We start from the raw sequence: 24,222 nt of genomic DNA on the forward strand, positions 1-24,222 counted from the left end.
ACCTCCTTCACCAGCCCCGCCAGATACGGCGCCGCCGCTCCCGTCACCATGCCGGTTGCGTTACCGCCAAGCCCTCCCGCCAGCACCGCCGTCAGGGCCGTTCCCGCGGTCCAGAACTCACTGCCTGCGCCATACTCACGCTCGACCGCCTGCACCTCTTCGCTGCTTTGTATCCGCGCCTCTATCTCGTCGGCGCTCACGCCTTCCTGCGTCAGGCGCGTCCTGGCCTGCGCCACGGCCTCGCTTTTCTTATACGTCTTGTAAGCGTCCAGCGCCTGTGCGCCCAGCGCCGTCGCTTCTTGCTGGATCGCCAGTTTGTCTTCAACCTTCTGCCGGTCAAAGCCGTCATTTACGCTGTCGTTCGCCCCGGCCGTATCGCGGCTAAGCTGCGCGATATCCTGCCGCTGTGCGCTACCGTCGCGTATCTCAATCACCGCCGGCGCCACCGCCGATTGCGTGATGCCGCTCTGCCGGTCTTTATTCTGCGCCAGACTGCTGACCGGCATACTGTCGGTCGATACGCCGATACTGAAACCGCTACCCTGGTAGTCGGATATATTGGCGATATCCCGCCAGCCCAGCGTTGCGGTGCTGAGGCGGTTTTTATCCGCGTCCGCCTCAGAGGCCAGTACCGCGCCGTCCAGCTGCGTATGGTTGCCGACCCGGATATCGAACCCGCCGTCTCCCGCCCGAATACCGCTCTGTTCGCGCACCGACGCATAGTTATTGTTCAGTATCTGCTGACTCAGATTGGCGTTCCCGGCCACCGTCTGACCGGCGCAAATCGGCGGCACGCAGATACTGACGTTCAGCCCCGCGCTGCTATTTTTGCTGTCGTAGGTCGCTTTATCCTGCGTGCTGCTGATAAGCAGATCTCCACCAACGTCCGCCGCTACGCGCTGACCGGAAACCACCGCGCCGTTAAGCAGCGTATCGGCGCCGCTGACCAGCTTCACCTGCTCCGTCGCATGCACCTGCGTTAACTGATGCGTCAGATTATTACCGTTCTCTTTATCTTGTTGAGCGCTGGCGGATAATTCCACCGTAAAGCCGTTTTGTTGCCCCCCAAGGCCGAAACCGACCCCGACGCCCGCCCGGCTGCCGCTGCTGCTTCCGGTTATGGATTCTTCATTTTGCGCAGCAACCAGATTCAGATTGTCGCCGGCGTTCAGTTCGATATTGCGGGCTCGAATATCCGCGCCGACGGCGGTGATATCCCGCTCCGCCGCCAGACGGATCTCTTCTCCGGCATACAGGGTGCTGCCTTCCTGCGTCACCGCCTCTTTCCGCTGACTGCTGCGACTTGAGCCGCCGCCCACGCTCACGGTTACCTTGACGGCGGCGCTGTTCATATCGGTTACGGTGGTCTGCGTCGCCATGGTGAGCGCAGACTGCGCGGCGTAAATCGCACTCAGCCGCGGATCGCGTTTATCCTCCACCGATTGCGATAACTTCTCCACCGCCTGTACGGCGCTTACCACGTAACCCGACAGCGCGGTGGTGACGCCATACTGGCTGCTTTGCTGCTCGCGCAGGCGGAGTTCGGTATCCACCGCCGGATCCAGCGTGATATTGCGGCCGGTCAGAGATAGCGACTCACCGGCGCGCAGATCGGTTCCCGCTATGGTCACATCCTCTTTTGCCGCCACGCTGACGTTGCCTTCATTGCTTTGTAGATGGCTTCGTACCGCACTTTGCTGATTCACTTCATCCAGCGCATGGTATTTGGTCGACTGCCAGCCCACCGTTCCGCTGTAGCCATCCCCGCCCAGGTCGCCAATGGTTTTGCTGCTGCCGGTGGTTTCGTTACGGGCGTTGTTTTGTCCGGCATTAATCACCACATTACCGTTGCCGGCCTGCAGCAGGACATCGTTGACGCCGTTTACGGCGCTCCCCGCCACAAGAATGTCCCCGTCCTGGCTGTTCAGCGTCACCGTCCGCCCGCTGACGGTGCTGACCGTCTGAGCCAGGGTGTCGGCCTGCTGCGTTTCCCGCGTTTGCTCGCTGGCCAGCGGGATCATGCCGGCACCGTGATTCGGCCCGCCGCCGATATGGCGGATAGACGTACCTATACCCGCAATGGCGTCGCTAAAGGACCAACCGCTGCTGGAGTTTTGTTGAGTGGTATGCTCGGTGTTGCTGACGCTTTGCAGAGCGATGCCGCGCGTCGCATTGAGCAGAACGTCTTCACCGCCATCAACCGCGCTGCCGGCGACGAGAATGTCGCCGGAGCGGGCTTTCCCTTGCTCATCAAGCTGACCGTCTCCGGTGGCCTGCAACTGAATGTTTCCCGCCGCCGTCAAGGCGCTGCCGATTTGATAAACGCCCTGCGTGTGCTGCGAGCTTTTGCTGGACGAACTGCCCACCGACACCGCAATTTGCGGCGCATCGAAGATCATCGCCGCCGTTTCGCCGATCAACAGCCGGACGCGCGACGTCGCCCCGTCCGTTTGAGCGATATCGCGCATATTCTGATAGCTGTCATACGGCGTGCCTTTCAGAGCGATACTGATACCGCTGCTTTTGCTTTCAAAGCGGGTGGTGATATCGAGGGTATCCTGTCCCGGGGCAATGGCGATGTTTTCGGCGAGAATAGCGATATTTCCGCGTTCGCTATCGTCGCTCTGCGTGGTGCGCGCGGCGATAACGTCGCTGCCGGTAAGGGAGACGTTTTGCCCGGCCTGGATAACCACATTGCCATCCTCGGCGCCAATCAGGCTGCGGGCCTCGCTCTGGCGCGTTTCAACGCCGTTGTATTCCGCCGTGCTGGATTGCTTGCCGATAGTAAAACCCAGCCCGCCGCCGCTCATCAGGCCGGATTTTTTCTTGGTCTGTTTCTCATAGTCCCGCCGCTCTTCGATACTCGCCGTGGCGTCGATATCATTACCGGCCTTAAGCGCAACAAGTTCATTGCCGGCGATGGCGGAGCCTTTTACATTGATGTCATGATCGGCCTGCAACACCACGCTGTCGCCCGACAGCAGGCTGCCTTTTTCCTCGGTACTGAAATTATCCCGAATGGTATGCGTCACCGTTTTCGAAAAGGTTTTCTTCTTGATTTTGGTTTCTTCAAAGAAGGTGTGCTGCGTTTCCGTGGCGGACAGCAGATTGATATCGTTGCCCGCCTGCACCGTCAGTGCGCCGTCGGCAACGCCCTGCGCCGCCTGAAGATTGATATCATTTCCGGCCTGCAGGGTCAGCCCCTCGCCGGCGGTGATTTCGCTGCTTTGCTGGCTGATGCTTTGCTGCCAGTCGGCATGACGCTTCCACCAGTTGCCGCTGTAGCTTTCCTCGGTCTCCGCCAACAGGTCGAGATCGCGGCCGGCGGTGAGCGCGGCATTACCTGTGGCGGTCAGGCTGGCGGCTTCGGAGAGGATATCCCGCCCGGCGGTCAGGCTGAGATCGCCGCCGCTGAGTAACTGAGTGGCGGCGATCTCCTGAGTACGGCGTTGGGTCGTGCCGCCGCCGTTGCGGCTCAGCGTCTCCTCAAGGGTTTGCTGTGCCGTCAGCTGAATATCATTGCCCGCCGCCAGCGATAATCCCGTTTCCCCGCTGAGATCGCCGGCGTCAATACGGATATCGTTGCCGGCGTTGGCCTGCAAGGCACCGCCCGCATTCAGGGTGCTGCCCTGAACCGCCGTATTGAGCGACGACTGATTTATCCGGCCCTGATCCAGCCGGTTATTGGTTAACGTCAGCGCTTCAATGGCGATATTGTTGCCGGCATTCAGCGTCATATCCTGCCCGGCGCTCAGCGTGGCCGCCAGGTTGCGCACATCGTTGCCGGCGCTGATGGTCAGGCTATCGTCGGCGACGATCGCCGCCGTGACGCCCAGTTCGCTATAGGTAATGGATCCCGTACCGGCGTGGGACAATCCATCCGAAGCGCTCTGCCACTGGCGCGATTCGGTTTTATTGATCACATCGCCGTTAATGCTGGCCAGCTGCAGCGAGCCGCCTTCAATACGGCTGCCGCTGTTGGTGATATTGTTTAAGGCCACCAGGTTCAGACTGCCGTCCGCCTTGAGCAGCCCTCCTTCCTGGTTATCGATCTTATCGCCGCTGGCGATGGCCAGTAATTCCACCGCGTTAATCGTACCGCTGTTGGTGACGCTGCCGCCCGCGTTCAACTGCACCTGATTGGCGACGATGGCGCTGCCCTGCAGGTTGTTCTGGTCGGCCTGCGCCAGATACAGCTTCGGCGCCAGCACGGTTTGCCCGTTAACCTCGATATTTTCCCACCAGACGATGCTCTGACTGAGGTTGGCCACCTGATCCGCCGTCAGGCTGACGCCCAATTGCAGATCCAGCCCCTTTTGCGCCGCGGCGGCGTTATCCAGCAGCATCTGCATTTGCGACAAATCGGAGCCCGTGCCCTCAAGATAGCGCTTCCCGCTCTGGCTCAATACCGCGTTGCTGATATAGCGGGTATCGAATGCGGCGTCCCCCAGAAAGCGGTAATCGTGGTCGGCATCCAGATTCAGCTTATCCAGCAGATAGGCGGAACCCAGCACCTGGTCCGCCTGCGTCCACTGGGCGCTGGTTTCAATCTGCGCCGCGGTGGACGGCTGTTGACCCAGCATATTTTGCAGGTCGCTGAACAGCGCGTTATCCACCTGCCCCAGTTGTTCCAACTGCGGATTGCTGTGAATCAGATAGCGGCTGTCGCTGGCCGGATCGACCACCAGCAGCCCGTTGTTGCCCGTAGGCAGCGGATAGTCCGCCAGCGGGTTAGAGCTTAACGCTTGCAGACCGTTACCGATCGAGCTTAACAGCTCCGCCGCCGAGAGCTGGCTAAACGGCGCCGACGACTCAACGTTGATGGGCGTCGCCGCGGCATCCGCGGCGAGCTGCGGTGTTTCCGGGGCGGCCACAGTACCGACGGCGGCATCCAGCGGATTTAACGCAACCGCCTGTGGCTGCTCGATATTTGTCTGTGCGGGTCGATCAATCGACGGGCCGGGCTGTTGCGGCGAAATTTGACCATTGTTGCTTAACGCGATTTCCGTTTCGGCGGGATTAGTCTGTCCCGGCTGTTGCAACACCAGGGCATCATTTTTGGTTAGCGCCTGCCGTTGGGCGTTTTCCAGCGTTGCCGTTCCCTCCGCCGGCGCACTCGACGTCACCTGGCTTAGAGAGACGTTTTTAGCCGTCGCGCCTACGGCGTTGTCCGCCGCCTCCGGGGCGTTATTTAGCTCAACGAGCGACGCACCGTTGCCCGCCAGTTGGCGCGTGGTTTGTTTTTGCAATGGTGACAGCGTCTGCGTGGAGGCTAATACCGGCGTTACCGTGCCGGGAATAAACCCTCCGCTACCCGGTTGCAGCGTGGTATTGCTGATATCTTCTTTAAAGTCGGCAGTAATAGTGCCGCCCGCCTGAATCAGGGCGTTGTAGCTTTCGCCGACGGTTTGTTCGTAGGTTGGGGTGCCTGATAGTTTATAAGTTAGATAGTTAATACTTTCATTTAAACGACTCGCTCTTTGGCTATCAGTAACATACTCATAGGTAAGATATTCATTTATTTTTCCCTCTTGATAGGTTTGATTGTTAAACCTATCACCCACTAATAAGATATTATCTTGTGCCAATACATTGGACGCATCGTTATTGAGTATTTGTGCCAATATTGCAATCGAACGCCCTGATATAATGCTTGCTGTATCACCTTGAGTTACGATCTTGATGTCTTTACTAGCGAGCATAACCTGATGCTCTTTCGGACCATAAACTTTGTAAGTCCTGTAACATGTTTCACCACGCCCATTCTCACCGCCGCCGCCACGGCATTCAACATCGGAAATTACACCATAACTACCTGTCTCAAAACGATCAATCGGGATGTTAGCCGTCGTCGCCCCAACCCAATCCGGTACAGACTCCGCCGCCAATTCCGTCTCCGTCACCACCAACCCCTCACGCTGATTGGTCAAGGATTCGGTAACAATATTAATATCTCCGGACTGCGTTTCGATGGCGCCGGAGCTATTTAATACCGCGGCGCTGGCATTGCCCTGAACATCACGCTGAATCCACAGGTTATTACCCGCCAGAATATTGCCGAATATATTGCTGAGCGAATCAGAAAACAGCCGCATATTGCCGCCGGCATACAGCAGGCTGGTGTTATTCAATGCTGAGCCCGCCTGCATCAATAAATCACCGGCGGCGCCAATCAACCCCTGATTATCAATATTTTTTTCACTTGCCAGGGATAAGTTGCCGCCCGCCTGAATACTGCCCGCTTCCTGCTGAATAATATTTTGCGCGCTAATCGTGGAATCGCCGTCACCGGCCAGAATAGCGCCCTGATTGGTCAGCGAGCCGGTGCTGGTAAGCGCCACCGATTGCCCCTGAAGCGTGCCGCGCTGATCGAGATCGCCGGCGACATTTAGCGTTAATCTTTTCCCGGCCGCCAATATCTGGGTAAACGCCAGCGGCCCGCTGATATCGGCCGTCAGATTGCCCAACGCCAGCAGTTGCCCGTCCTGTTGCAGTTCGGCGGTTTTAAGGCTTAGATCCTGCGCGCTGTAGATCTTGCCGCCGGCCTGATTGATCAGCCGCTGGGTTTGCAGCGCTAGCTGGGTTAAACCGAGCAAGGTTCCCTGATTTTCCAGCACATCGGCGATAATTTCCGCCCGTTGCGCCTGAATCAGGCCGTGATTCACCCACTGCGGAATACGCAACGTCAGCTTATCCTGGGCAATCAGGCTGCCCTGCTGGCTAAACTGCTGCGCTTGCACGTCCAGATTCCGTCCCTGCAACCAGCCCGCATTATCCAGCGCGGCAGCTTGCAGCGTCGTCGTGCCGTCCGACAAAATCTGCCCGGCCTGTTGGTTGCTCAGTTGCCCGGCGCTCTCAAGCCGTAATGATGTTGATCCCTGCAGCACGCCGTTATTATTTAGCCCGTTAGCGCCGCGCAGCGTCAGGTCGGCGGCATTGATGGCGCCCTGATTATCGATATCTCCCGCCTGAACGCTTAGCGCGCCGCCGCTGACCAACTGGCTATCGGCCGCGCCCCGGTAGTCGCCGCTCAGTTGCAGCGCGGCCTGCGTAATCCCCAGCATCCGCCCCTGATTATCCAGCTCGCGGGCGATAAGCCGCAGGTCGTCAGACTGCCACAGTCCCTGATTGATTAACCTATCGGTGTTAATGGCGCCGACGCCGCCGCTCAATAAACGGCCCGACGATCGGTTAAGCAGCGAATCGGTGAATTGCAGGTCAAGGCCGCCGATGCCGGTGACGGTTCCGCCGTTATCAAAGGCCGTGCCGCTTAAGGCTGCCGTTCCCTGAGAGAAGATCTCGCCCTGATTTTCTACCCGTCCGGCGCTAAGTCGCAGATCGCCGGCCAGCAGCGCGCCGCCGTTGCTGAACCGGGCGCTGTTAATCACCGCGTCGCCATTGGTGAGTATTTCGCCGCCCTCCCGGTTGGTCAGCGCTTCCCGGCTGGTTATCTGCAGATGATTCAGCCCCAGCAGGCGGCCGGCGTTCTCCAGCGTTTCGCTATTCAGTTGCAGATTATCGGCCGCCACCTCCCCGTTCTGCATCACCCGGTTTGCCGTCAGGATGGCATTGCCGTCGCTGAGCAGCTGCGAACGCTCATTCCCCTGATAGCTCTGCTGCAAAGCCAGCCGGAGCATATTTTGTCCCACCAGCGTGCCGTGGTTGAGCAAGGCGTCGGCGGTCAACGCCAGCAGTTTCCCCTGCCAGAATCCCTGATTGCTGACGCTTGCCGCCTGGGCCAGCAATTCGCCGTTGGTCAGCAGTTGTCCGTCGGCGCCGACGGTGAGATCCCCGCTCAGATCCAGTTCAAGGCCCTGTTCGCCGATAATCGTGCCCTGATTGTCCAACGACTCAGCGGTCAGTTGCAGGGCGCTGCTTTCCCAACGACCGGTGTTGGTCAACCGGTTGCCGCGCAGCGCCAACAGCCCCGTGGTATACAGCAGGCCGTCGCCCTGATACTCGCCGTTCAGCGACAGTCCGGCGCCGGCGATGATATCGCCGTCATTGCGGATAGCCGTGCCGTTGAGGGTTGTCTGCCCGCTGCTGGACCAGGTTCCCCGGTTATCGAACCGCCCGGCGGAAAGCCGGCCGTCGCCGCCGGAAATCAGCGCGCCCAGTTGGTTGCTGAAAGCGTCGTTTACCGTCAGGTTCAGCGCTGAAAGGCCGACGATCTGGCCGTTATTGGTTAGCAGAGCGGCGGCGGCATCGATGGTATCCGCCTGCCACACGCCGAGGTTCTCCACCCGCTCCGCCGTCAGGGTGCTGTCGCCCTGGCTCAGCCATTTCCCCTGATTGCGGGCGTTGCCGCTGATTGCCAGCGTCAGCGCATCCACGCCCAGCATCTTGCCCTGATTATCCAGCTCATCCGCCTGTAAATGCAGCGTGCGGCCCTCCAGCGTGTCGCGCTGGTTAAGTCGCCCGGCCGCGACGTTTAGCGTATTGTTGCCGCTAATCAAGCCGTTATTATCCAGATCGCCGCTAAACGAAAGCGATAAGCCGTTAACGCCGATGATTTGCCCGTCATTCGTCCCTTGCGCCGCTTCCGCCGTCAGAAGATTACTGTTCAACGACCCGGTATTGTTCAGCGACTGCGCAAGATTCAGTTTCAGGCTGTCGATCCCGGTGATAGCGCCGTGGTTGACCAGATCGCGGGCGGCAATCGTCAACGCCGCGCCATATAAGGCGCCCTGATTATCCAGACCGTCGTTGACGGCCAGCTTCAGCCCGTCAACGGCGTTTATCTCTCCTTTATTGCTTAATCGATCGGCGCTTACCTCCAGCAGCGTGCCGTTCAGCGCGCCCTGATTGCTTAACGAATTCTCAAGCGCGAATGTCAGTTTGTTGACTGCGGTAATCTCGCCGTCGTTGATGACATCTTTGGCGATAATGTCGGCAACAGTGCCGACGATGGTTCCCTGATTGGCGATGGTATCGCCGACCAATGCCAAGGCTCTGCTTTCCCAGTAACCGGCGTTACGCAGATAACCGCCGCGCAGCGTTAGCGCGCCGTCGGTATTCAACGACCCCTGGCCTTGATAGTCGCCGTATAGCGACAGAGATTGCGCCGCCAGAATATCGCCGTCGTTACGCGTTTCACCGCTGGTCAGCACCGTCGCGCCACTGCCGGAAATAATGCCCTGATTGTCGATTTGCGGGGAGGAAAGCCGAGTGTCGCCGCCGGAAAGCAGTACGCCCTGATTCAGTAACCGCACGCCATCGGCGGCATCAAGGGTCACCGTCAGTGCGTCCACGCCCAGCATTTTGCCCTGATTAGCCAGATTGGCCGCCCGCATAGTCAGGGTTCGGCCTTCCAGCGTCCCGCGCTGATCGATGTTTTTCGCCGTCACCTCCAGCGCCTGGCTGCCGCTAATCAGCCCGTCGTTGTGCAGATCGTTTTGTAACGCCAGCCGGAGGTCATTCACCCCTTGCATATCGCCCTGGTTGGTCAGATTGTCGGCCTCAACGGACAGCAATCGGCTGGCGATACCGCCCTGATTGACCAGATCCCCGGCAAGATTGACCGACAGCCCTTCGACGCCGGTCAGCGTGCCATCATTCGCGGCTTGAGCGGCGTTGATCGCCAGCAGATTGCCGTAGATATCACCGCTATTGTGCAGGGTATTGTTCAGATCGAGGGTCAGGCGACTCTCTGCGGCGATATCGCCCTGATTGAAAAGGTCGGCGACGTCAAGCGTCAGCGCCGCGGCGTATAGCGATCCCTGGTTTTCCAAACCACCGTCAAGGGTTAAGCGCAATGCGTCGAACGCCGCAATCTCGCCGCCGTTCACCATATTATTGGCGCTGACGTCGATGGTATTGCCGAGCAGCGTTCCCTGATTATCCAGCGTCAGCCCCTGTAGCCGGAGGATATCGCCTTGCCAATCCCCGCCGTTACGCAGGCTGTCGCCGCGCAGCGTTAGCGCGCCGTCGGTCTGTAACCGCCCCGCGCCCTGATAATTCCCGGCTACCGACAGTGAGGTCGCCGCCAGCAGATCGCCGTCATTACGAATATCCTCGCCCACCAGCAGCGTAGCGCCGCTGCCGGACAACACCCCCTGATTATTAATCTGGCGGGCGCTCAACTGCGTGTCGCCAGCGGAAATAATTGTGCCCTGGTTGCTGAAACCCTGGGCCGCCAGCAGCAGACTCCCCGCCTGCCACTCTCCCTGATTAAGGGCTTCCGCCGCCAGCAGCGTGGCGACGCCCTGCGTCAGCAATTTGCCGCTTTGCAGATTGCGCAGTGACTGGTTGGCCGTCAGCGTCAGCGCCGCAATACCGATAATTTGCCCGGCATTGCTGACCTTATCGGCGGTCAGGGCAATATTTCCGGCCTGCCACTGACCGTAGTTGTCGACGGTTTGCGCCGTCACCGTACTGTCGCCCTGGCTTAGTAAAGCGCCGCTATTGTGCAAGCCGTCGCCGATCGCCAGCGTCAGGGCATCCACGCCCAGCATTTTGCCCTGATTGTCGAGCGTTCCGGCGTGCACATCCAGCCTTTTCCCTTCCAGAAGACCGTTCTGGAGGATGTTTTGCGCCGTCAAGTCCAACGCCTTGCCGCTTAGCGTACCGGCATTATCCAGATCGCCCCGCAGCTTCAGTTGCAGATCGCTGACGCCGAACAGCCCGCCCCGGTTGTTCACCCCGGCGGCATCAATCCGCAGCCGAACGCTATGCAGATCCCCGCTGTTGTCCAGACTCTGCTCCAGCGCCAGCGTCAGCCTATCCGCGCCGCTTATCTTGCCCGCGTTATTCAGGCTATCGGCGGCGATGGCGATATTGTTACCCTGTAACTCCCCCTGGTTATCAATCTGCCGCGCCGTGGACGTAATGTCGCCCTGACTAAGCAGTTCGCCCTGATTATGCAGCCTGTCGCCAATCGCCAATGTCAGCGCATCGACGCCCACTATCGTTCCCTGGTTATCCAGTTCGCCGGCGTCCATCCGCAGCACGCGTCCTTCCAGCGTACCCTGCTGGTTTACCTCACCCGCGCTGAGGGCCAACCGATCGGCGTACAGCGTTCCCTGATTGTTCAGACGGTCGGCAATCGTTAAATCGAGACGGTCGATGGCGTTGATCTGTCCGCTGTTGTTTACTCGATCGCTCTGCGCCCGTATGGTCAGCGCCCGCAGGCTGCCTGAGTTATCCATATCAGCGGATGTCAGCAGCAAGGCATCGCCGCTGAGCCACTCCCCGCTATTGATCAGATCGTTATCTGCCTGTAATACGCTGGATTTGAGCGATTGGGCTCGGCCGCTATTGACGATGCTATTGGCGCGCAGCTCCAGCCGCTCGCCCTGCAATATCCCCTGATTGACGAGATCGTGGCCCGACAGCAGCCAGTTTCCCTGCGCCAGCAGGCTGCCGGTATTCTCCAGAGAGTATGCCGTCGCCTGCGCATCGCCGCTGATGCTGGTTTTGCCGTGGTTAAGCCAGCGCTGCGCATTGAGTAAAAACTGTTTCGCCTGCAACTCGCCGTCCGTTTCCACATCGGCGGCGGTGAGCGTCAGCGCATCCCCCGCCAGCAACTTGCCGTCCGCACGCTGTACCAGCCGTTGCCCGGCGTCGACGGTCAGCGAATTCTCGGCCTGAATTATCCCCTGGTTGTCGAGGGAAGCGCTTTGCAGCTGTAGGTCCGGCGCGGTCAGCGTACCGCTATTGATGACGTCCGCGGCGCGGATATCCAAAGCCTTTCCGGCCAGCAGCACTCCGCTGTTATCAAGACGCGTATCCAGACTGGCGGCCAGCGTCCCTCCCGCGCTAAGCGTGCCGCCGTTAAGCGCGGCGCCGCCGTGCAGATCGATCCCCTGACCGGCATTAATGGCGCCCTGGTTATCGATCGTACCGCCGTACAGATCGATACTTTGCTGCGCCGTGATAGCCCCCTGATTGGCGATATCGGCGCTATGCAACGCCAGACTTTCCGCCTGCACGACGCCATGATTGTTCAGGCTGTCGGCCAGCATAACCAGATAATTTTCGGTAAGGATTTTTCCCTGATTATTCAGCAGGGTTTGCAGTTCGAGCCGCAACTCGCCGCGGGCGCTGAGCAACCCGGCGTTGTCAAGGCGGTTCGCCTTGAGCGTCAGCTGCTCCGCCGCCGCCAGCGAGCCGCCGTTAATAAGCTGGTCGCCGACAAATGACAGTCCCTGCAATGAGGCGATATCACCCTGATTATCCAGCGAATCCACCTTCAGGTTCAGCGTTTTCCCGGCCAGGGTGCCACGCTGAACGATTTGCCCGCCCTCCAGCGTCAGGTCCTCTCCCGCGGTCAGATTGCCCTGCCAGTCGCCTTGCTCGGCGGCGCGAACCACGGCGCTATCTTTAGCCTGCAACCGGGCGCTGCCGGCGGCGGTCAGCGTTTGCGCCTCAAGCCGGATATGCTGCGCGTCCGCCGCGCCGGAGAGCGCAATATCCTTGCCGTGCAGGGTTAATTCGCTATCGGCTTTGATGGCGCTTTGCTCATCCTGGCGTAATGCGCCAGCGGCCTTGACCGCCACCTTATCCGCGGCCAATTGGGTTTTATTTGTTGTTACACCGTCACCTTTTATTGTCAGATGATAGCCGGAAGTCACCGCCCCTTGCGCATCGACGCCGGCGCTGATGCGCGAGCCGGTGGCGTTTAATTCGCCCCCGGCGGCCAGGGCGACGGATTGCCCCGCCCGTAACGCGGCGTCCGTTAGCGCGATTCCGCCATCCGCCCCCAGCGCGATTTCACCGCCGGCCTGCTGCTTGCCCTGCAACGCCAGTGATTCTCCCTGGGCGCGGATATCGCCCGCGGCGATCGCGTCGCCGACGCTCAGTTTGCCGTTCGCCGATAGGGTGATATCGCCGCTGCGGGCGCTCAGATTACCGACGTTGACGCCGACCCCTTTGTCGCTGGATACCAGCCTGATGCGATTGCTGTACATGCCGCCCAGCGCCCCGGTATCCAGCGCCACCTTGGTTGCGCCGGCGGCGTCTTCTCTGCCGGTAACGCCGCCCTCCTCGCTGACGTTATTCGCCCCCAGCACAATGCGGGTGTCGTTGGCGTTTAATCCGGCGTTAATCTGCGCCGTGCGGGAAATCAGGCTTAAATAGTCGCTCTGGCTGGCGTCCAGACCTTTGCCGTTCAGGGTGATATCGCCGCCTTTAACCTCAAGCGCCTGCAAACGGCCCTGGGCGTCAAATTGGGGCGTGCCCGTGGTCAGCGTTACCTGCGGCGTGTTGATAAATCCGCAGCCGTCACAGGTGATGCCGTAAGGATTGGCCACCATCACGCTGGCCTGTTTTCCCCCGACCTCAAGGTAACCGGCGAGCGTGCTGCGATTGGGCGACACAACTTCGTTGATGATGGCATCCGCCGCTTTTCCCGTCAGGTTGGGGTTATTCTGGATCAATCCGCCCAACTGGGTGGGATTAAGCTGGGCGGTGCCGTTGTTAAGGATTAGCCCCTGTTTGTCGACGTTGAAATCGTGATATTGGTTATGGGAGATCCCGGCGCCGTTCGGCGTGGCGATATTCACCACCGGCACGCCGTTCCCGGCGTTATCCAGCGCGGTATTGCCCGCGGCGACCTTGACGCCGGCCGCCATCGCCGGCAGTACGGGCTGAAAGGCAATCAGGTTAATCAACGTATAGGCCATTAACCGCTGCGTTGTTTTAATCGGTTTCATCCCTAACCTCCGCTTTCCACGCTTAAAAAGACAGGCCGATGCGGTAATAGACCGACAGCGCATCGGGTTTCAGCCAGCGCGGATAGTCCAGCGGCCGGCCGACCATTACCTGCTGCGACAGATGCCGGTTGGCAATCGCCGCCCCGACCGCCGCGCCCCACAGCGTGCCGACCGATTCCGAGTCATGCTGATGAGCCGATAAATGGCCGCCGTCCAACGCCGCGGTGAAAGTCACATCGCCCAGCACCGGGAGCCGCATCGCCTGCCAGTTGACTTCGTTGCGCCAGTAACCGCCCCGGTTGCCGGAAATATATTGCTCTTTGAAACCGCGCACCGAGCTTTCCCCGCCCAGCGTCAACTGCTCGCTGCCGTATAACGCCTGCGGCGAATATTGCCCGTACAGGCTGGTGAGGTAGCCGACGCCTGCGGCGAGCGGGAAGTAGTAGCTCGCCGACAGCGTCAATTTGTTAAATTCGGCCCGCGGCGCGTCGGCGGATTTTCCGCTATCGCTTTCCGCGCCGAACCAGTGCGTGCCCCGGCTGTAGGCCGGGTTAAAGGTGGCCAGCCCGCCCCACAATTTCTGACTGTGGCTGATGCCGATAATGGCGCTGCTGAGTTTTCGGCTGCTGGATTGCAGTAACACGTCATTCAGGTAGTTATGCCCGATGCGATGGGTCATCCCCGCCGACAGACTGGTTTTCATCTCGCCGTTGCGAAAGATCACCCTGGATAGGGACAGACGGTGCGTCTGGCTGTCGCCGGTTGAGCGCCAGAGGAAATCCCGGTTGAGGAAATCGTTGCGGTAATCGCTTCTGGCGTAGTCGTAACTGAGATTCCAGTAGCCGTAGGGCAACGACACGCCCGTTTGCAGATTTTCCGCATTGCGGCCGGAGGAAAATTTGCTGCTGCGCCCGCCGCTGACAAACCATTGATCGGCGATACCCAACAGATTGTCGGCCCACAGGCTGCCGTTTAGCTGCTGCTCTCCGGTGCTTTTCTGTCCGCTATTGTCAAAACCGAGGCTGACGCTCAGCGGCAGCTGTTTTTGGCGCGTCAGGTTGACGATGGAATACCCCGGCCGGCTTCCCGGCAGAATTTCAATGCTCACCTGCTGGGTGGGCATGCGGTTGATCTGCTCCATTCCCTGCTCGATGTCCCGCAGATTGAGAATCTCCCCTTCAAGGCCAGGAAATACCTGGCTTAGCATGCGGGCGGATTGATTATTTATGCGGATATATTCCAGCCGACCCTCCATGATATCGATCCGCAGCACGCCGTCTGATAAATCCTGCTCGCTGATAAAAGCCCGGCTGGTAATATATCCCCGCTCTATATACCAATTACTGACGTCATGAATAAGTTGATTTATTTTATTAACATTAATACAACGATTAATATAATTTTCATTTAATATTTTTTTATCTTTAGCCTGCAGCAGAGAAGCATGACGATATTGAATTTCGTTGATAGGAAAGCAGTTTTCACTGCCGACATCATCATGGGCCGCCTTGCGTGCCGGCGTTTGATTTAACTGCAATAATGATTCCCGCTGCTGCTTCGCCTGCTCAATAACTTCCGCCTGCCGTTGCTGTATTTCATTTCTGTCCGCCGGGTTAAGCGGGGCCGAAAATACGCAATAAGAAAATAACAACGGCGATATAAACAGCAGACTGGAAAAATAACGCATGGCGTTCATCCCTGAGAATCAATACATTTTCAGGCATAGTAGAGGCGTTGGTTATCAAGCTCAATATTTTAAATAATATATGATTCCACAATAATCAATTTTATTTATTTCAATATAAAATAGCGTAATAAATAATAATTTCAGTTTAACTTTCCGCTGAACGGCCGGCCACCTTATTCAGGTAAAGCGACGAGGCCATTCGGCCTCGCCTATGCTTATCAACTTTATTTTGCCTGCGCGGCTTTCATCCATTCAGGTTTCTGAAAGGCATGGAACATCGAGTCTTTATCGTCAAAGAATGCGGCAAACTGCGGCGATTGCACCGCGGCTTTCAGATCATGGGCAAAAGGCTTATCGGCATCCTCTGCGCGCACCACAACCATGTTTTTCAAATCTTCAGGCAATACATCCAGCTGGATGGCGTCAGACAGGTTCAACCCGGCGGAAATGGCAAAATTGGCGTTGATCAATGAACCGGTAACGCCCCCCAGGGCCCGTGGCAACTGCGCCGCTTCCAAGGGTTTGAATACCAGCCCTTTAGGATTGTCGATAATATCCCGCAGAGACGCCTTGGTCGGGGTTATTGCCGGGTTGATCTTGATCAGGCCGTATTTTTGCAGAAAATCCAGCGAACGGGCCAGATTGGATGGGTCGTTGGGTAGCGTAACCACATCCCCGGCTTTCAGTTCGTTCAGCGAGCGGACTTTATTGGAGTAAAACCCCATGCTGGCGGTCGGTACGGTAATCACTTCCGCGAGATTCAATCCCTTATCCGCGCTGAATCGGTCCAGATAACGGCGGTTTTGAAACAGATTGGCGTCGATGCTGTTATTCGCCAGCGCCAGGTTAGGCTGGATATAGTCGCTGAACTCGCGCACCTTGACCTCATACCCTTTTTTCAGTAGCTGCGGTTTAATCGCTTTGGTGACCATATCGCCATAAGGACCGGGCGAAACGCCAATGGTGATCTCTTTCGTTTGTTCAGCCGCCAGAGACTGAGATATCCCCAGCGCCAGCAGTAATGGAATAGCTTTTCTTAATATCATTATGGTTACCGTCTGTCCTGTTTGGGTGTCTAAAATAAAAAGGTTTCCTGTCCGTAACAGTATTTTTCATACAGCTGGGGATTAATCTCGAATCCAATACCAGGTTTATCCGGCACCGTCACGCAGCTGTCCTGGTCTATTTCCACCAATGGCAGCATAAAATCCTGGTGCCAATAGCGGGAGGATGGCGGAATATCGTGTGCGTAGATAAAATTGGGTAAGGTAGCCACGGCGATATTGTGCGCTTTCCCCACCGCCGTATCCAACATACCGCCGCACCACACCGGAATATCATGCGCCTGGCAGTAATCATGAATCTGGATGGTTTCGGTAATTCCCCCGACGCGGGCGATCTTGATATTGATAATTTTCGCACTGCCCAGCTCAATCGCTTTGCGCGCATCTTCAACCGACGCGATGCTCTCATCCAGACAGATTGGGGTGGCGATGGCCGCCTGAAGCTTGCGGTGATCGACGATATCGTCATGCGCCAACGGTTGCTCAATCATAATAAGATTGAATTTATCGAGTCGTTTAAATAAGTCGATATCATCCAACGTATAAGCCGAATTGGCATCCGCCATCAGCGTAATATCGCCAAATGCCTGACGCAGTGCCAGAATATATTCATAATCCTGACCGGGTTTTATTTTTATCTTTATCCGCTTATAGCCTTCCCGCAAAAAAGCATCGACCACGTTCACCAGTTTACCCGGCGTTTCCTGAATGCCGATGCTGACCCCGGCCTCAATTTTATTTCTCTGACCGCCAATGGCCTGGTGCAGCGGAATACCTTTAATCTTGGCGTATACGTCCCATATTCCGCCTTCAATTGCCGCCTTGGCGCAGTTATTTCGCTTCACCGGGGAAAAAATATCCCTTACCTGTGAAGGATGCCGGATATCGCCGGCCTGTTTAATCATCGGGATAAGAAAATCGCGCATAATATGCCAGGCGGTGACATTGGTCTCTTCATTATAAAACGGCAAGGAGATGGCGGAACAATCGCCGTACCCGATCTGCCCTGCGGCGTGAATTTCGGCAATGGAGAAATATTTTTCGGTCTGGGTGGCGAAGCTGGTGGTAAATGGCGTTTTTAAGGCCATTTTCATTTTTCGCAAAGTAATTTTATCGATTTTCATAACATATCCTGCTGGTGCCCTGAATATGACGCGTTACCCGTCATACTTCAATTGCAGATGCGTTGGCTTTCCTCACTATCAGATAGTAATAAGCTTTGCGTCAATGATAAAAAAAGCAAACTACCTTTCTGTTTTTTAGAAACAGTTCGGTAATTTGCTTTTTAATTATTTGTACCATTGTCGGAAGTGCTTTACGAAGCTGGCGCGCACCAATACTGCCAGCAGCGTGGGGGGTAATGGCTTTGTTGTTCGGACTGCTATAAACCTCAACCATCACGCTTTTATCGCTATCAAACTTTGCAACCGTCATTCCTTTTTAACTGAAGATAAACAATGAATTATCTTCTTAGCATGGTATTCCACACGGCTAAATCAATTTTCTGAGCATGTTTTAACAACAGTTTTATAATGCTGTCAAATAACCGTTAATGCCCTGCCCGCAGGCGCTCCGAGCGACGGCGTAAAATCTCCATCACAATCAGCAGGATCAGCGCGGCTCCCACCATCATGGACGCCGCGGCGGCGATGGTCGGGTCGAGGTTTTCGCGGATGCCGGCAAACATCTGCAACGGTAGCGTCCGTTGGCGCGGGCTGGCGAGAAACAGCGTGACGATCACCTCGTCAAAGGAGGTGGCGAAGGCAAACAGCGCCCCGGAGAAAACGCCGGGCGCAATCAGCGGAAAGGTCACCTTGCGAAAGACCAGCAGCGGCGGCGCCCCCAGGCTGGCGGCGGCCCGCGACAGATTCTGATCGTAATTCTTGAGCACCGCGGTGACGGTAATCACCACGAACGGCACCCCCAGCATGGCGTGCGCCAGCACCAGCCCGAGGTAACTGTTGAGCAAAGAAAGCTTGGCGAAGAAGAAAAACATCCCGACGGCCACAATCACCACCGGCGCGATCATCGGCGAAATCAGCACCGCCATCACCAGCGATTTGCCGCGAAACTCGCCGCGCACCAGCCCGACCGAAGCCAGCACGCCCAGCACCGTCGCCAGCAGGGTGGCCAGAGGGGCTATCAGCAGGCTGTTGCCCAGCGCCCCCAGCCATTCGTTGGAATTGAAAAACTCATGATACCAGCGCAGCGAAAAGCCGCTCAGCGGATAGCTCAGAAAGGAGCCGGCGTTGAATGAAAGCGGCACGATCACCAGCACCGGCACGATCAGAAACAGCAGCATGGCCGCGCCGTAAAAATTAAACAGCGTATTCCACAAGCGGATAGCTATTTCACCCTGTTGTCTCATCTTTTTTTCCCCTGGAGATTAATGCGCCGCGACTTCAGCGTTGGTTTTTGTCACGCGGATATAGACCACGTACAGCAGCGTGACGATGACCAGCAGCTGCGTCCCTAACGCCGCCGCCATACCCCAGTTCATGGTGGTATTGGTGAAGAAGGCGACGAAGTAGCTCAGCATCTGGTCGCTTGGCCCGCCCAGCAGCGCCGGCGTAATGTAGTAGCCGATCGCCATCATAAAGACCAGCAGCGCCCCCGCGGTGACGCCGGCGTACGTCTGCGGCACGTACACCCGCCAGAAAGCGATAAACGGATGCGCCCCCAGCGATATCGCCGCCCGCACGTAGTTGGGCGAAATGCCTTTCATCACCGCGTACAGCGGCAGGATAAAAAACGGCAGCAGGATATGCGTCATGGAGATGTAAACCCCGATGCGGTTGAACACCAGCACCAAAGGCTGATCGATGATGCCGAAATTGATTAGCGTGCGGTTAATCAACCCGCCGGACTGCAACAGCACAATCCAGCTGGCGGTACGCACGATCAGCGACGTCCAGAAAGGCAGCAGCACCAGAATCAGCAGCAGGTTGGCGCGGTTGGATGGCTGTTTCGCCAGCCAGTACGCCAGGGGATATCCCAGACCGACGCACAGCAGCGTCACCACCGCGGCCATCAGCAGCGTTCTGAACAGCACGCCGACGTACAGCGCCTGATCGGCGGGCTGTGCGACGATTTCCTGCGTTTTGGCATCCACTTTATGGTCGAAAACCGCCAGCAGGTAATAGCTGGTAAACGGCCGGGAGGCGCGCTCCAGCGTTTGCCAGGTGGATAGCTCGCCCCACAACGGCTGCTCGCCGATCAGCTGACCGCGGATATCGGAGCTGCCCTCGGCCGGCATTTTTCGCAGCGTGCGGGTAATCAGCGTACGGTATTCCGCGCCTTCATAACCCATCCGTTTGGTTATCGCCGCGACCTTCCCGTCGCCGCGGGCGGCGCGCAGGTCGCTGACCACCGCCTGAAATACCGCCTCATCCGGCACCTCGTCGCCGGACCATGACCGCATCGCGGCTATGGTGGCCGGCATATTGTCCCGCAGTTCCGGATTGGCGACGCTTTTGCCCAGAATCGACGCGATGGGGAAGAGAAAACTCACCACGATAAACAGAAACAGCGGCGCAATCAGCAACAGGGAGCGCTTTTTGTACACCGCCTGCGCCTGTCGCAGCTGTTGTTTCAGTTCGGCATGCCCTTCTTTCTCGCCGGATGGCGGCGCGCCGGCCGCCAATTCGCTCTGGGTCATAGGCTTTATCTCCATTTTATGACGGTTTGTTGTTATTGCGCGGCCCATGAGTTAAAGCGCTGTTCCAGCTCTTCGCCGTGATCGATCCAGAATTCGGTATCAACCTGCAGCGACTGCGCCAGGTTTTTCGGGTCGGTGGGCAGATTGCTGGCAAGCTCAGGGGCAATCAGGCTGGTGGCTTTGATATTGGTCGGGCCGTAAGGAATATTTTCCGCGAAGACTTTCTGGTTTTCCGGCTGGTTGGCAAAGGCGATAAACTCCTCGGCCAGCGCTCTGTTTTTAGTGCCTTTGACAATCGCCCAGCTATCCAGATCGTAAATGCTGTCGGCCCAGATAATGCGGAAGTCATGGCCCTCTTTTTGCGCCGAGGCGACCCGGCCGTTATAGGCGGAGCTCATCACCACGTCGCCGGAAACCAGCCATTGCAATGGTTGCGCGCCGGATTCCCACCACTGGATATTGGATTTAAGCTGATCCAGCTTCTTGAACGCGCGGTCGACGCCGGCCGGCGTCGCCAGCTCTTTATACAGATCTTCGCGTTTTACCCCATCCGCCAGCAGGGCGATTTCCAGGGTGAATTTGGCGCTTTTACGCAGCGCGCGTTTCCCTGGGTAGTTTTTCACGTCCCAGAAATCCGCCCAGTTCTTCGGCGCCTGCTGCAGTTTTTGCGCGTTATAGGTCAGCACGGTCGACCACAGGAAAATCCCGGCGCCGCACTCCGACACCGAACCTTTGACGAACTGGGATTCATCCCCCAGCTTTTTCCAGTCCAGCGGTTCAAACAGCCCCTCGTTGCAGCCGCGCAGCAATTCCGGCCCTTCGACTTCCACCACGTCCCAGCCAATCTGGCCGGTTTCCACCATGGCGCGGATGCGCGCCATTTCGCCGTTGTACTCGCCGGCCTGAATCGTACCTTTGCCCGCCGCGGCGAAGGGTTTGTAAAATGCTTTGTCCTGTGCGTCCTTATTGGTGCCGCCAAAAGAGATTACGGTGATGGATTCCGCCTGCGCCTGACAGGCCATTGCGACGAGAAACGCGGATACGGCAATTTTTTTCAGCATGGTTTGGCTCCTGGTGTGTGTAGTCAACGTAAAAAAAACAGTCCGCATCAGGCAATGATGCATCATGTATCATAATTAAGCATAAATCGTGCCAGTTCGTGGATTTTCATGAACGTTCGGCACAGAAGCCGGCAAGAAGGGTCGAATGCGGACGGTAAGAGGCAACTCGTCGGCGGCATACTTTTTTCTTTTGCCAGCGTTGCCTTTTGGTGGTGCGAGTTGGCAAATCGGCTGCACCATTCAGGCGCATGGGGCGGTGGCTAAACGGGTGCGGAAACCTCCATGGCGCACCCGTTTTCCCCCATGCTTTGGTCGAAAAAACTACCGGGAAATATCGACGCAGAGGTATTTCATTTCCAGATACTCTTCGATGCCGAAACGCGATCCCTCTCGTCCCAGCCCCGACTGTTTCACCCCGCCGAACGGCGCGACCTCATTGGAGATCAGACCGGTATTAATACCGACCATGCCGTAATCCAGCGCTTCGGGAACCGTCCATTGACGCACCGCGTCGCGGGTGTAGACATAGGCCGCCAGACCGAACTCGGTATCGTTCGCCAGCGCGACGGCCTCCGCCTCGTCGCTGAACTGAAACAGCGGCGCCACCGGGCCGAACGTCTCCTCGCGGGCGAAACGCATCTCGCGGGTCACATTCCCGACGATCGTCGGAGTAAAGAAAGTTCCCCCCAGCTCATGGGGCTCGCCGCCCAGCAGCAGTGAGGCGCCGTGCGCCAGCGCATCGGCAATATGCTGCTGCACTTTGTCGACCGCATCCGCGTCAATCAGCGGACCTTGCGTTACGCCGGGTTGGGTGCCGTCTCCCACCTTGAGTTTTTTCACCTCGGCGACCAGTTTCTCCACCAGCAGCGGATAGATGCCTTTTTGCACGTAAATCCGGTTGGCGCAGACGCAGGTTTGCCCGCTGTTGCGGAATTTTGACGCCAGAATGCCTTTTACCGCCTGATCCGGATCGGCGTCGTCAAACACGATGAAGGGCGCATTGCCGCCCAGTTCCAGCGACAGTTTTTTCACCGTCGGCGCGCTCTGCGCCATCAAAATGCGCCCGACTTCCGTCGAACCGGTAAAGCTCAGTTTGCGCACCACCGGGCTGTCGCACAGAATTTTCCCCACCGACTGCGCATCGCCTGTGATCACCTGCAGCACGCCGCGCGGGATCCCGGCCTGCTGCGCCAGCTCCGCCAGCGCCAGAGCGGTGAACGGCGTATGTTCCGCCGGTTTGACAATCATGGTGCAGCCGGCCGCCAGCGCGGGCGCCGCTTTGCGGGTGATCATCGCCGCCGGGAAGTTCCACGGCGTGATCGCCGCGCAAACGCCGATCGGCTGCTTGATAACCAGCAGCCGCTGCTGGCCCTGGGGCGATTGCAGCACGCTGCCCTCAACCCGCTTGGCTTCCTCGGCGAACCAGTCGATAAACGACGCGGCATAGGCGATTTCACCGCTCGCTTCCGCCAGCGGTTTGCCCTGTTCGGCGGTGAGCAACGCCGCCAGATCGTCCTGATTTTCCATAATCAGGCGCGACCAGCTCTGCAATGCGGCCGCCCGCTCTTTCCCGGTACGCTGGCGCCAGCCCGTCAGCGCCCGTTCGGCGGCGGCGATCGCCTGCTCAGTTTGTGACGCTGTCACCAGCGGCACCGTACCCAGCACCTCGCCGTTGGCCGGATTGGTGACGTTCAGCTTCTCGCCGTTTTGGCTGTCGTGCCATTCACCGTCAATCAGACAGCGCTGGCGAAATAATGCTTTTTGTTTCAGTTGCATAGCATTCCTTTTACTTCGTAAGTATACGAGTGAGAATAGTCAGCGCCTTGCTGAACCGATCGTCGGGAATGGTCAGCGGATGCAGGAAACGAATCACGTTGCCGTGCACGCCGCAGGTCAGCAGCAGCAGCCCCTGCTGCAACGCTTCCTGCTGGAAGCGACGGGTGATGTCCGCCGAGGGTTTACCGGTCTGCGGATCGTTAAATTCCGCCGCCACCATTGAACCCTGAGCGCGAATGGCCGCCAGCGCCGGACAGCGCGGCTTCGCGTTTTCCAGCGTTTCCACCAGCGCCGCTCCCAGGCGCTGAGCCCGCTGACACAGTTTCTCTTCGTCGATCACATCCAGCACCGCAAGCGCGGACGCCACCGCCAGCGGATTGCCGGCATAGGTGCCCCCCAGACCGCCGGGCGCGGGCGCGTCCATCACATCGGCGCGGCCGACCACGCCGGAGATGGGGAAGCCGCCGCCCAGGCTTTTCGCCATGGTGATCAGGTCGGCCTGTTCAGTATAGTATTCCATGGCAAACAGCTTGCCGGTGCGGGCAAAACCGGTTTGCACCTCATCGGCGATCAGCAGAATGCCGTGCTCGTCGCACAGTTTACGCAAGCCGCTGATAAATTCCGGCGGCGCGATGTTAAAGCCGCCTTCTCCCTGAATCGGCTCCAGCAGAATGGCCGCCACCTGATCGGCGGCAATGTCGGTATGCAGCAGACGATCGATGCTTTCCAGCGATTGTTCAACGTTGATGCCCTGCTGCACGTTGGGATAGAGCGCGTGGAAAATGGAACCGGGGAACGGACCGAAACCGGTGGAATACGGCGCCACTTTCCCGGTCAGCGTCAGGGTCAACAGCGTGCGGCCGTGGAACGCGGCGCCAAAGGCGATCACGCCGGGGCGTTTGGTGTAGGCGCGGGCGATTTTCACCGCATTTTCCACCGCTTCGGCCCCGGTGGTGAAAAAGGTGGTTTTCGCCGGTCCGTCGATGGGCGCCAGCGCATTGATTCGCTCGGCCAGCGTGACGTAGCTGCCGTAAGGCACAATCTGATAAGCGGTGTGGGTAAAGCGCTCCAGCTGTTCGCGCACCGCCGCGAGGATTTTCGGGTGGCGATGGCCGGTATTCAGCACGGCGATCCCGGCGGCGAAGTCGATAAACTCTCGGTCTTCAACGTCCCACAGCGTGGCATTTTCCGCGCGGGCGGCATAGAAATCGCACATCACACCCACGCCACGGGGGGTGGCGGCCAGACGACGTTGATTTAATTCTTTATTACTCATTTTCTGCTCCGATTCTGAAAACACGCCCACATTCATTGACGACCAGGT

At 58.0% G+C, this 24,222-nt stretch carries 10 protein-coding genes; all 10 read right to left on the reverse strand.

The genetic code is table 11. The annotated features are described in order from the left end of the window. On the reverse strand, positions 1–13,652 hold a 13,652-nt coding region (locus DDT56_RS09380; protein ID WP_136166193.1), incomplete at its 3' end, for a hemagglutinin repeat-containing protein. A 22-nt stretch (positions 13,653–13,674) separates the two neighbouring features. Then, positions 13,675–15,339 (reverse strand): ShlB/FhaC/HecB family hemolysin secretion/activation protein, encoded by a 1,665-nt coding sequence (locus DDT56_RS09385; RefSeq protein WP_136166194.1) that lies wholly within the window; start codon positions 15,337–15,339, stop codon positions 13,675–13,677. A 224-nt stretch (positions 15,340–15,563) separates the two neighbouring features. After that, entirely contained in the window at positions 15,564–16,385 is an 822-nt protein-coding gene (locus tag DDT56_RS09390; protein ID WP_136166195.1) for a MetQ/NlpA family ABC transporter substrate-binding protein, read from the reverse strand. A 29-nt stretch (positions 16,386–16,414) separates the two neighbouring features. After that, entirely contained in the window at positions 16,415–17,527 is a 1,113-nt protein-coding gene (menC, locus tag DDT56_RS09395; protein ID WP_136166196.1) for an o-succinylbenzoate synthase, read from the reverse strand. A gap of 100 nt (positions 17,528–17,627) precedes the next feature. Then, a complete protein-coding gene (locus tag DDT56_RS09400; RefSeq protein WP_136166197.1) occupies positions 17,628–17,837 on the reverse strand; it encodes a hypothetical protein in 210 nt (69 codons plus the stop codon). Between the two features lie 115 nt (positions 17,838–17,952). Continuing rightward, the gene (locus DDT56_RS09405) at positions 17,953–18,771 is read right to left on the reverse strand and encodes an ABC transporter permease (protein ID WP_136166198.1); all 819 of its coding nucleotides are present in this window, start codon (positions 18,769–18,771) and stop codon (positions 17,953–17,955) included. An 18-nt stretch (positions 18,772–18,789) separates the two neighbouring features. Beyond that, positions 18,790–20,061: an ABC transporter permease gene (locus tag DDT56_RS09410; RefSeq protein ID WP_136166199.1), complete on the reverse strand. Its 1,272-nt coding sequence runs from the start codon at positions 20,059–20,061 to the stop codon at positions 18,790–18,792. 32 nt (positions 20,062–20,093) lie between these two features. Next, complete coding sequence (locus DDT56_RS09415) at positions 20,094–21,122, reverse strand: ABC transporter substrate-binding protein (protein ID WP_136166200.1); 1,029 nt, start codon at positions 21,120–21,122, stop codon at positions 20,094–20,096. A 321-nt stretch (positions 21,123–21,443) separates the two neighbouring features. Further along, positions 21,444–22,898, reverse strand: a complete 1,455-nt coding sequence (locus tag DDT56_RS09420) for an NAD-dependent succinate-semialdehyde dehydrogenase (RefSeq protein ID WP_136166201.1) — start codon at positions 22,896–22,898, stop codon at positions 21,444–21,446. A 10-nt stretch (positions 22,899–22,908) separates the two neighbouring features. Beyond that, the gene (locus DDT56_RS09425; RefSeq protein WP_136166202.1) at positions 22,909–24,174 is read right to left on the reverse strand and encodes a 4-aminobutyrate--2-oxoglutarate transaminase; all 1,266 of its coding nucleotides are present in this window, start codon (positions 24,172–24,174) and stop codon (positions 22,909–22,911) included. Between the last annotated feature and the right edge of the window lie 48 nt (positions 24,175–24,222).

The sequence above is a fragment of the Brenneria corticis genome (assembly GCF_003115855.1).
Taxonomy (GTDB): Bacteria; Pseudomonadota; Gammaproteobacteria; order Enterobacterales; family Enterobacteriaceae; genus Brenneria; species Brenneria corticis.